Origin of the sequence: Nocardioides sp., from assembly GCF_024509035.1 — a bacterium.
Classification (GTDB): Bacteria; Actinomycetota; Actinomycetes; order Propionibacteriales; family Nocardioidaceae; genus Nocardioides.
The window spans coordinates 1-9,847 of sequence record NZ_JANINT010000070.1 but is presented as its reverse complement, the minus strand read 5'-3'; the positions used below and the strand labels follow the sequence as shown (position 1 = coordinate 9,847).

The following is a 9,847-nucleotide window of genomic DNA, read 5'->3' as shown; positions in this document are numbered from 1 at the left end:
CCGGGGTCTGCCAGCGGCCGAGACGCGGGCCACGGACGGGTGCGATCTGGCGCCCTCCACGTCCCCCGGAAAGCCGTTGCACCCACGGATCCCGCCGTGCGTCACTGGCAGGCGTGACACCGACCGCAGACGACTTCTTCGCCCTGGCGCGCAGCTCGCCGTGGCGATGGACGACGCTGCACCTCCGGCACCGTTCGTCCGATCTGCGTGGGCGGTACGGCGACCAGGTCGAGGTCTGGCTGGCGCGGCCGGACGGCATCCGGCTCCGCGGCGCCGACGGCACCCCCGTCCCGCTCAACCTGGACTCCCAGCGTCGCGACGGCCGGCCGACCGGCCCCTGGCGACCGCCCGCGGCGACGTACCGCCCCGACGGGCTGGTGGCGGACCGGCCCGACCTCGACGACGACGACGGCCTGTTCTGGGAGAACTACTCCTGGGTCGCGATGCTCGACCCGGTCGAGCTGAGCCATGACGTGGACGTCGCGGACGTGCGGGTCGGGGTGCGGGCGGGCCGGCCGACGTGGGAGGCGCGGCTGCGGCCGCTGGAGGCCTACGAGCCGCGTTGCGGGTGCTGCTCCCTGCTGCGCTCGCCGACCGTGGACCGCGAGGAGTGGGGCGACCGGTTCGTCGACCACCGCTATCCCGACCACCACGAGGTCGCGCTCGACGTGCAGACCGGCGTCGTCGTACGTCAGCACCCGGTCGGCGGCGAGCAGGGTGGCGCGTGGCTGGAGAACGACATCCTCGAGGTCGACGCCTGACCTGAGCGCCGTACTCCCAGGACTGGTCGGGTGATCCCTGCACTTGTCGGGTGAAGTCTCGTCCGAAACGTGCAGGTTTCCCCGGCCGGCCGGGGAAACCGCCGCCAGCGCCTACGCCCCCACGTCCTCCGCGTCGACGATCCGGTAGGCGTACCCCTGCTCGGCGAGGAACCGCTGCCGGTTCTGGGCGAACTCGGCGTCGACGGTGTCGCGGGAGACGATCGTGTAGAAGTGCGCGGTCTTGCCCTCGGACTTGGGACGCAGCAGCCGGCCCAGGCGCTGGGCCTCCTCCTGGCGCGAGCCGAACGACCCGGACACCTGGATCGCGACCTCGGCCGAGGGCAGGTCGATGGAGAAGTTCGCGACCTTGGAGACCACGAGCAGGCCGATCTCGCCGGACCGGAACGCGTCGAAGAGGCGCTGCCGCTCCTTGACCGGAGTGTCGCCCTTGATGACCGGCGCGTCGAGCGCGGCGGCGAGCTCGTCGAGCTGCTCGATGTACTGGCCGATCACCAGCGTCGGCTGGCCGGGGTGGGACGCCACCAGCGAGCGGACGACATCGATCTTGTGATGGGTGCACGACGCCAGTCGGTAGCGCTCCTCCGGCTCGGCGGTCGCGTAGACCAGCCGCTCGGAGGACGGCAGCGTCACCCGCACCTCGACGCAGTCGGCCGGGGCGATCCAGCCCTGGGACTCGATGTCCTTCCACGGTGCGTCGTACCGCTTCGGCCCGATCAGCGAGAACACGTCACCCTCGCGGCCGTCCTCGCGCACGAGCGTCGCGGTGAGGCCCAGGCGGCGCCGCGCCTGCAGGTTGGCGGTCATCCGGAAGATCGGCGCCGGCAGCAGGTGCACCTCGTCGTAGACGATGAGTCCCCAGTCGCGCGCGTCGAGCAGCTCGAGGTGCGGGTAGACGCCCTTCCGCCTGGTCGTCAGCACCTGGTACGTCGCGATCGTGACCGGCCGGATCTCCTTGACGGACCCCGAGTACTCCCCGATCTCGTCCGGCGTCAGGGACGTACGCCGGACCAGCTCGTCCTTCCACTGGCGAGCCGAGACGGTGTTGGTCACCAGGATCAGCGTCGTGGCCTGGGCCTGGGCCATCGCGGCGGCGCCGACCAGGGTCTTGCCGGCGCCGCACGGCAGCACCACGACGCCGGACCCGCCGTGCCAGAAGGACTCGGCCGCCTCGCGCTGGTAGGCGCGCAGCTGCCAGTCGACCTCGGCCAGCGCGATCGCGTGGGCCTCGCCGTCGACGTACCCGGCGAAGTCCTCGGCCGGCCAGCCGAGCTTGAGCAGCGCCTGCTTGAGGTTGCCGCGCTCGGAGGCGTGCACGGCCACGGTGTCGTCGTCGATGCGGTTCCCGAGCATCCCGGCGACCTTCTTGGCGCGCAGCACCTCCTCGAGCACCGGCCGGTCGTTGCTCACGAGCACCAGCCCGTGGACCGGGTTCTTCTCCAGCCGGAGGCGGCCGTAGCGGGCCATGGTCTCGGCGACGTCGACCAGCAGCGCGTGGGGGACGGAGTAGCGGCTGTACTCGAGCAGGGTGTCGATGACCTGCTCGGCGTCGTGGCCGGCGGCCCGGGCGTTCCAGAGGCCCAGCGGGGTGAGCCGGTAGGTGTGGATGTGCTCGGGCGAGCGCTCCAGCTCGGCGAAGGGCGCGATCGCCTTGCGGCAGTCGGCGGCGCGCTCGTGGTCGACCTCGAGCAGCAGCGTCTTGTCCGACTGGACGATCAGGGGGCCGTCATTCATCGGGGTCCCCGCGGAAGCGCGAGCGCAGCGAGCGGTTTCGTGGGGCGATCATTCACCGAACAAGCCTACGGAGGGCCCGGTCATGCAGTGGCCGCGACGGCCTTCTGCCGGGCGCGGTAGGCCGCGACGTTGGCGCGCGAGGAGCAGCGCTCGGAGCAGTAGCGGCGCGACTGGTTGGGGGAGGTGTCGACGAAGACGTCGGTGCACGGCTGGGCGGCGCACACCCCGAGCCGGTGGGGGCCGAGGTCGCAGACCAAGGTGGCCAGGCCCAGCAGCGACTCACCGACCAGCAGCTCGGCGACGCTGGCGTTCTCGGTGGCGACGTGCAGGTGGAGGTCGCCGTCGTGGTCGGAGATGCGGGGGGTGACCGGGTGGCGGCCCATCAGGTCGTTGAGCCGCTCGACGACCGCGCCGGTGTCCGCGCCGGTGTCCTCGCCGGTGTCGGCGTCGGTGCCGGCCTCGAAGACCGGCCGCAGCTCGCGCTGGAACTTGCGCAGCAGCATGCAGTCGCGGTCGGTGGCCCGCTGGGCGAGCCACTCGCGGTCGTCGAGGTAGGCCACCAGGTCGTCGACATCGGCCATGTCGGCGTTCAGGAGGGCCGCGGCGGCCTCGGCGTACCGGATGAAGTCCACGTTTCAATCTTACGGATCGGGCGTGACCGGGAGGACGGTCGTGATGCGATGCACAGCAAAGCTTCGGACGTCGTCGGAGCGGTGGTCGTACGCCGTGAGCGAGCCGCCCTCGACCCGCACCGGGTCCACGAGCCGCTCGGTGCGGGTGCCCTGGTTGTCGAGGTAGCCGATCAGCACGGTCTCCCCGGCCTCGGCCGCCTCGCGCAGCGCGGCCATCGACCCGCTGGGGGTCAGCACGGTCGCCGGGACCTCGGGGCGGCTCGACGCGGCCCGGTCGCCCGCTCGGATCGCGGTGACGGCGTGCGCGGCGTGCGCGGTCTCGCGGGCGACCTTGGCGGCTCGCGCCCGGTGCTCGCGAGGCGTCCGGGCGCGCACGAGGTCGGGCCGCGCGACGTGGACGGTGCCGTCAGCGGCCTCGACCACCGGAGCGGCGCCGAGCTCGCGCAGCCGGGGGAGCAGCACGTCGAGCGGGGTCGAGCTGATCAGCACCGTGGGGGCGAGCCGCCGCAGCCCGAGCGTCCCGGCCCGGGGGTGGTGCAGCAGCTCGGTGAGCGCCGCCTCGTCGTCGGCGCGCAGGAACGCCTCGGCGTGACCGACCCGGATGGTGCCGAAGGTCCGGGCGGTGTCGTCGACGAGGTAGGTGAGCGGCTGGGGCACCGGCGTGCGCGAGACCCCGGCCACGAACTCGTGCAGCTCGGCCGCGGTCCACCCGGTGTCGAGGGCGCGGCGCACCGAGCCCGGCGTGAAGCGGTAGACGGTGGCGCCGCCGCGGGACTCGACGTCGGCGACCAGCTGCAGCCGCCGGGCCAGCTGAGACTCGAGCGGGCCGGGCGCCACGGCGGTGAGGTCGGCCTGCAGCAGCACGTGGTCGACCGGCTCGGGCAGCAGGGCGGCCAGGCCCGCGAGCCCGGACGCCTCGTCCCCGCTGAGCAGCGGCCGGGCGTACGACGCCAGGCCGCCGAGTGCGGCCAGCCCGAGCGCGGTGGCCTCCTCGACGGCCCAGGCGACCTGGTCGGCGCGGGTGCGGGGCCGACGCGGGCGCCGCCACGCGACCCGGCTCACCAGCGAGGGGACGCCGGTCCCGGTGGCCAGCACCTCACCCGCGGGCAGCTCGAGGAGCACGTCGAGCGCCATCCGCCGCGACTCGACCTGGTGGATGCCGGACAGCTCGGGCGCCAGCGCGTTCCAGACCTTGCCGGCCGGGTCGCGCGACCCCACGAGCCCGGGCAGGCGGGGGCTCTCGAGCCAGGCGCGCACCAGCGCGGCCCAGCGGTCGACCACCGGTTGCGTCGTCCACTGGTCGAAGGCGTCGGTGGGGATCCAGGCGGGGTTGCCGTCGGGGTCGGCGGCGGTCGCGAGCAGACCGGCGGCGGCCGCCACCTCGATGAGCAGGGCGGCGGTCGGCTCGTCGACGTGCAGCTGGACGGCGGTGGCGCGCAGGTCGCGCACGCCCAGGCCGCCGGCGCGCAGGGCGCTCGGCGGGGCCAGGCCCCACTGGTCGAGGACCAGCTCGACCCGGCGCACGGCCTCGAACGCCGCGCCGGCCGCGGCCCGGTCGACGATCGAGGCCGCCCGCTCGGAGGTGGCGAGGGTGGGCTCCTCGTCGACCGTGTCGACGGTGGTGCGCCCGCCGCGCAGCGCGATGCCGACCTCGCCGGGCACCACCACCACGCCGCCCGAGCGAGGAACGAGCAGCCGGCGGGCCAGCAGCTCCTCGGCCGGGGTCCGGGCGTCCTCGGGCAGCACGGTGTGTCGCGCCGAGCCGGCGGTCGCCTCACCGCCGGAGTCGAGGACGTGCTCGAGCAGCGCCCGCGCAGCGGGCGAGAGCTCGTCGAGGCGTCGGCGTACGTCTGCGGCCGGCGGCGGGTCCTCCGAGACCGGCCGCAGGCCGCTCACGGCGGTCGCGCCGCCGGTCTGGGTCAACGCCTCCGCCACCGCCGTCAGAGCGCGTACGCCGCCCGGTGCCTCCCACACGAGCGCGAGGTCGAGCAGGCGGCTCACGGCGGCCTCGACCGAGGCCGGAGCGGCCCGCACCACCGACGCCAGGCCCTCCGCGGACGTCTGGCCGACGACCACCAGGGCGTCGAGGACGCTGAGCTCGGCCGTCGTGAGCTGGTCGAGCGCCCGCAGCAACGACGACCGAGCGGCCGCCCGCGACGCCAGCTGCGCGGAGTCGTGGGGGGCCGGGGTGGCCAGGTCGGGACGCGCGACGAGCAGCCGGGACAGGCGCTCGTCCGGCCAGCTGCGCAGCTGGTCGGCGAGCGTGCGGAACCCGGTCGCGGACATCCCCACAACGCTACCGGGCGCTGACGCGCGCCGGGGGTGGAGCGAGGACGCTCACCCGAGCACGGCGCGCCCGCGGGTCGCGTGGAAGACCAGGCTGGTCTCGGCGTGCACGACGCCGGCGCGGCCGGTGAGGTTGTCGAGCACGAAGTCGCGCAGCGCCTCGGGGGTCGTGGTGGCCACGTGCACCAGGAAGTCGTTGGCGCCCGAGATGTTGTAGGCGGCCAGCACGCCCGGCAGCCCGGTCACCTCCTCGGCGAACGCGTCGACGTCGGCGCGCAGGTGGCCCGAGAAGCGCACGGTGACCATCGCCTGCACGGGCAGTCCGAGCCGGGCCAGGTCGACGTCGGCGGTGACCCCCGTGACGATGCCGCGCTCCCGCAGGCTGCGGACCCGGGCCAGGCAGGTCGACTCGGCGATGCCGACGCTCCGGGCGAGCTCGACGTTCGGGGTCCGACCGTCGCGCACCAGGGCGTCGACCAGGGCCCGGTCGACGTCGTCGAGCACCGGGCGCTCGCGGGGCGGCGGGCCGGGGGCGAGGTGGGGCGCGATCTTCGGCATGAGACGACCGTAGCCGACCCGGGCCGAAGATCCTGCGGCAGTCATGGTGGTCAACGAAGGATCTGCATGACCATTGTGGCCGCAGCGCTGCGGTTCGACCCTGGAACCATGACCCGCCTCGACACCCACGCCGTCCACGCCGGCCGGGAGGACCTGGTCGCGCTCGGCGTGCACGTCCCCCCGCTGGACCTCTCCACGACGTACCCCCTCCCCAGCGTCGACGGGGGCGGAGCCGCCTACGAGCAGCTCGCGACGGGCGGCCGCCCGGAGGGTGTCGACTCGCTGGTCTACCAGCGGCTCTGGAACCCCAACGTCGACCGGTTCGAGCGTGCCGTCGCCGAGCTCGAGGACCTGCCCGGCGCGGTCGCGTTCGCCACCGGCATGGCGGCGCTCAGTGCGGTGCTGGTCGCCGCCGTCGCGGCCGGCCGGCCTCACGTGGTGGCCGTCCGCCCGCTGTACGGCGGCACCGACCACGTGCTCGCGACCGGCCTCCTCGGCACCCGCGTGACCTGGGCCCGGGCCGACCGGATCGCCGAGGCGATCGAGCCCGAGACCGGGTTGGTCGTCGTCGAGACGCCGGCGAACCCGACGGTCGACCTGGTCGACCTCGACGCCGTCGTGGCCCAGGCCGGTGAGGTGCCCGTGCTGGTCGACAACACGTTCGCGACGCCCGTGCTGCAGCGGCCGGGCGCCCACGGGGCGGCCCTGGTGCTGCACTCGGCCACGAAGTTCATGGGTGGCCACGGCGACGCGATGGGTGGGGTCGTGGCCGCGGGCGAGGCCTGGCAGGTACGGCTCCGCCAGGTCCGTGCCCTCACCGGCGGCCTCCTGCACCCGCGGGCGGCGTACGACCTGCACCGCGGGCTGCAGACGCTGCCGCTGCGGGTCCGGGCGCAGCAGGAGTCGGCGGCCGTGCTCGCCGGCCGGCTCGCCGAGCACCCCGCGGTCGCGCGGGTGCTCTACCCGGGGCTCAAGGAGTGCGACCCCACCGGGCTCGTCGGCACCCAGATGAGCGGCCCCGGCAGCCTGCTCGCCTTCGAGCTGCCCGGTGGCCACGCCGCGGCGGCCCGTACCGCCCAGGCCTGCCGGCTCATCACGCACGCGGTCTCGCTCGGAGGCGTGGACACCTTGATCCAGCACCCGGCGGGGCTCACCCACCGGCCGGTCGAGGCAGCCGCCCGGCCGGGTGAGGGGCTGCTCCGGCTCTCGGTGGGGCTCGAGGACGTCGAGGACCTGTGGGCCGACCTGGAGCACGCCCTGCACTGACCGGGACGCGATCGCGTCGCGGGGCGGTTGTGCACCGCTCGGGCCGGGCGGTGTTTGGCGGAGGACGACGCGGGCATCTAGGACTCGGAGCCTGGACCCAGGCTGAGCGTGGCCGCGGCCAGCAGGCCGGGGCGCACCCAGGGACGTCGGAGTCGTGAAGGGCCGGTGGCGATGCATCAGGTGGAGATCCGCTACGGGGCCGCGACCGATGTCGGGCGGGTGCGCGAGGTCAACGAGGACGCCCACCTCGCGAGGCCTCCGGTCTTCGTCGTCGCCGACGGCATGGGCGGTCACGAGGGTGGCGACGTGGCGAGCGCGATCGTCGTCGAGGAGTTCGGGCGCCTGGCCGAGTCCGGCTACGACCCGCGCCGCGGCGTCGAGGCGATCTCCGAGACCCTGGCCGCGTGCGCGGACCGCATCGGCGAGTACGCCGCCGCCCAGCGGGCCGCCGGGGTGGCGCGCGGTCGCTCGGCGGGCACGACGGCCGTGGTCGCCCTCCTGGTCGAGGCCGAGGACGGGCCCGCCTGGCTGCTGGCCAACCTGGGTGACTCCCGCGTCTACCGGTACGCCGAAGGACATCTCGCCCAGGTCAGCACCGACCACAGCCTCGTGCAGGAGCTCGTCGACGCCGGGCAGCTGGCGGCCGAGGACGCCGCGACCCACCCCGAGCGGAACGTCATCACCCGGGCGCTGGGAGAGTCGACCCGTGCGCAGCCCGACTTCTTCGTGCTCCCCGCCACCCCGGGCGAGCGGCTGGTGCTGTGCTCGGACGGCGTGAGCGGGATGGTCGACGACGAGGGCCTGGAGCAGATCCTCGCGGCCTGCTCCGACACCGCTGACGCGGCCGACCGCCTGGTCCGGGCCGCGGTGGCTGCCGGAGGTGAGGACAACGCGACCGCGGTCGTCGTCGAGGTGGTGGCCTCGGTCGACGAGACGGCCGCTCTCGCGTAGGACGCGGAGGGAGAGCCGTCGTGACCGAGCCGCGCACCTGGTCCTTCCGCACCGGCGACTGGATCGGCATCCTCGGCCCGCGGTCGGTGCTGGCGCTGCCTGCGTCGCAGCGGGCCCGGGCCGGGGCGCTGTGGGAGCTGATCGACGACGGGGCCGGGTTCGACGAGACGCTGGACGCGGTGATCGCCGGCGGCCTGCGGGAGCTGCCCGGCTTCGTGCTGGTGAGCAGTCACGACGACCGGGTCCGGGTCGTGGTCCGCGGTGCCGCCCGGGTCCGGCTCACCACTGCCGACGACGAGGTGCACGTGGAGGGTGACCCCACGGGCGCGGCCACCTGGGTCGAGCGGACCGTCACCGGCGTGACCCGCACCCGCATCGAGGTCGCGGTGGAGCCGGACACCGCCGACCTGCTCGTGACCGGCGGTGTGGTGCGACTGTCCGTCGCCGAGTGCCCGCCGGCCCCGCCGCGCCACGAGGCTCCCGCGCCGCCCGAGCCCGACCCGGTCCTCGAGCCCGTCCTGCCCGAGGGGCCGATCACCGAGGCGATGCCGGCTGTCGCCCCGGCCCCGGAGCACGATGGGCTCACCCGCAGCGGCGGCCTGCACGCCGCGCCTCCGGCGGCAGTGGACCACCTCGACCTCCAGGCGACCCCGGCGGTCGGCTCCCGACCGGTGGCGCGCCTGGCGTTCTCCAGCGGCGAGGAGGTCCTGGTCGATCGCGTCGTCCTCGTCGGACGCGCTCCCGAGGCTCGGCACCACACCCACGCGGGGGAGCCGCGACTGGTCGCCGTCCCGAGCCCGCACCAGGAGATCTCCTCCACGCACCTCGAGGTCCGGCCGGGCTCCGGCGCCGATCACGGCACGGCGGTCGTCACCGACCTCGGATCGACCAATGGCACCCTGCTCGTCCAGCCCGGCCTGCCTCCCGAGGACCTGCAACCCGGCGTGGCCGTTCAGCTGATCCCGGGCGCGGTGGTCGACCTGGGTGACGGGGTCACCGTCCAGGTGCTCGACCCATGAGACCGCTGCCGCGGGACGCCCGAGAGCCGGCCGACCTGGAGCGCCGGCTGCACGCGTTCGTCGTCGACCGGGTGCTGGCGTGGACCGTGGTCGCCGCGGCCTACCTCGTCCTGCGCCACGTCGTCGGCCCGGACCGTCCGATCGTCGGTGTCGCCGTGGTGGCCGCGCTGGTGGTGGCGGTCGGCGCCGTCCTCGCCGTCCCGCTCGGCCGGACCGGCTCCACGCCCGGGCTCGCCGCCGTCGGCCTCCGGCTGGTCGACGTTCGCACCGGCGCCCCGCTCGGGGTCACCCGGGCGATGCGGCGTCAGCTGCTCCTGGGCCTGGCGACGGTGCCGACGTGCGGACTGGGGGTCGCCGTCCTGGCCTGGACGGCGGCGACCGATCCCGGCGGCCGACGCCGGGGATGGCATGACCGGGTCACCGGGTCGGAGGTCGTCGCCGTACCTGCGTCCCACCATCCCGCCGAGCCGGAGGAGGACGTGCCCGAGGAGGCCGGACCGCGCCACGTCGTCAACCTCACGGCCCTGCGCCTCGCGCCGGTCGTGCCGGCCGCCTCCCACGCAGCGCCCACGCGCCGGGCCCGGCGGGAGCCGCCCCGCGTCCGCGCGGCCGATGGCCCGGA

At 75.0% G+C, this 9,847-nt stretch carries 9 protein-coding genes; 5 read left to right on the top strand and 4 right to left on the bottom strand.

Annotation, left to right across the window (positions count from 1 at the left end; translation table 11 throughout):
• The first annotated feature begins 113 nt into the window (after nucleotides 1-113).
• Nucleotides 114-761, top strand: a complete 648-nt coding sequence (locus Q0L15_RS06285) for a hypothetical protein (RefSeq protein ID WP_296603033.1) — start codon at nucleotides 114-116, stop codon at nucleotides 759-761.
• Between the two features lie 111 nt (nucleotides 762-872).
• Here Q0L15_RS06285 and Q0L15_RS06280 read toward each other — a convergent pair whose 3' ends face one another.
• The 4 genes from Q0L15_RS06280 to Q0L15_RS06265 all read right to left on the bottom strand — a co-directional run bounded on the left by Q0L15_RS06280 (nucleotide 873) and on the right by Q0L15_RS06265 (nucleotide 5,989).
• A complete protein-coding gene (locus tag Q0L15_RS06280) occupies nucleotides 873-2,513 on the bottom strand; it encodes a DNA repair helicase XPB (RefSeq protein WP_296603031.1) in 1,641 nt (546 codons plus the stop codon).
• Between the two features lie 80 nt (nucleotides 2,514-2,593).
• Nucleotides 2,594-3,145, bottom strand: a complete 552-nt coding sequence (locus Q0L15_RS06275; protein WP_296603030.1) for a CGNR zinc finger domain-containing protein — start codon at nucleotides 3,143-3,145, stop codon at nucleotides 2,594-2,596.
• A gap of 9 nt (nucleotides 3,146-3,154) precedes the next feature.
• A complete protein-coding gene (locus tag Q0L15_RS06270) occupies nucleotides 3,155-5,431 on the bottom strand; it encodes a helicase C-terminal domain-containing protein (protein WP_296603028.1) in 2,277 nt (758 codons plus the stop codon).
• Between the two features lie 51 nt (nucleotides 5,432-5,482).
• Nucleotides 5,483-5,989 (bottom strand): Lrp/AsnC family transcriptional regulator, encoded by a 507-nt coding sequence (locus tag Q0L15_RS06265; protein WP_296603027.1) that lies wholly within the window; start codon nucleotides 5,987-5,989, stop codon nucleotides 5,483-5,485.
• 66 nt (nucleotides 5,990-6,055) lie between these two features.
• Here Q0L15_RS06265 and Q0L15_RS06260 point away from each other — a divergent pair, with 66 nt between their 5' ends.
• From Q0L15_RS06260 to Q0L15_RS06245, 4 genes are all read left to right on the top strand, one after another.
• Entirely contained in the window at nucleotides 6,056-7,255 is a 1,200-nt protein-coding gene (locus tag Q0L15_RS06260) for a PLP-dependent aspartate aminotransferase family protein (protein WP_296603026.1), read from the top strand.
• Between the two features lie 171 nt (nucleotides 7,256-7,426).
• Complete coding sequence (locus Q0L15_RS06255; protein ID WP_296603036.1) at nucleotides 7,427-8,206, top strand: protein phosphatase 2C domain-containing protein; 780 nt, start codon at nucleotides 7,427-7,429, stop codon at nucleotides 8,204-8,206.
• A gap of 20 nt (nucleotides 8,207-8,226) precedes the next feature.
• On the top strand, nucleotides 8,227-9,225 hold the full coding sequence (locus tag Q0L15_RS06250; protein ID WP_296603024.1) for an FHA domain-containing protein: 999 nt from the start codon (nucleotides 8,227-8,229) through the stop codon (nucleotides 9,223-9,225).
• Nucleotides 9,222-9,847, top strand: a 626-nt coding sequence (locus Q0L15_RS06245) for an RDD family protein (RefSeq protein WP_296603023.1), incomplete at its 3' end; no start/stop codon positions are given. The genes Q0L15_RS06250 and Q0L15_RS06245, both read left to right, overlap by 4 nt.

What these genes read in the sequence shown, in the direction of transcription:
- Q0L15_RS06270 (WP_296603028.1), bottom strand. Translation starts at nt 5,431, where the DNA reads ATGTCCGCGACCGGGTTCCGCACGCTCGCCGACCAGCTGCGCAGCTGG.
- Q0L15_RS06260 (WP_296603026.1), top strand. Translation starts at nt 6,056, where the DNA reads ATGACCATTGTGGCCGCAGCGCTGCGGTTCGACCCTGGAACCATGACC.
- Q0L15_RS06255 (WP_296603036.1), top strand. Translation starts at nt 7,427, where the DNA reads ATGCATCAGGTGGAGATCCGCTACGGGGCCGCGACCGATGTCGGGCGG.
- Q0L15_RS06265 (WP_296603027.1), bottom strand. Translation starts at nt 5,989, where the DNA reads ATGCCGAAGATCGCGCCCCACCTCGCCCCCGGCCCGCCGCCCCGCGAG.
- Q0L15_RS06280 (WP_296603031.1), bottom strand. Translation starts at nt 2,513, where the DNA reads ATGAATGACGGCCCCCTGATCGTCCAGTCGGACAAGACGCTGCTGCTC.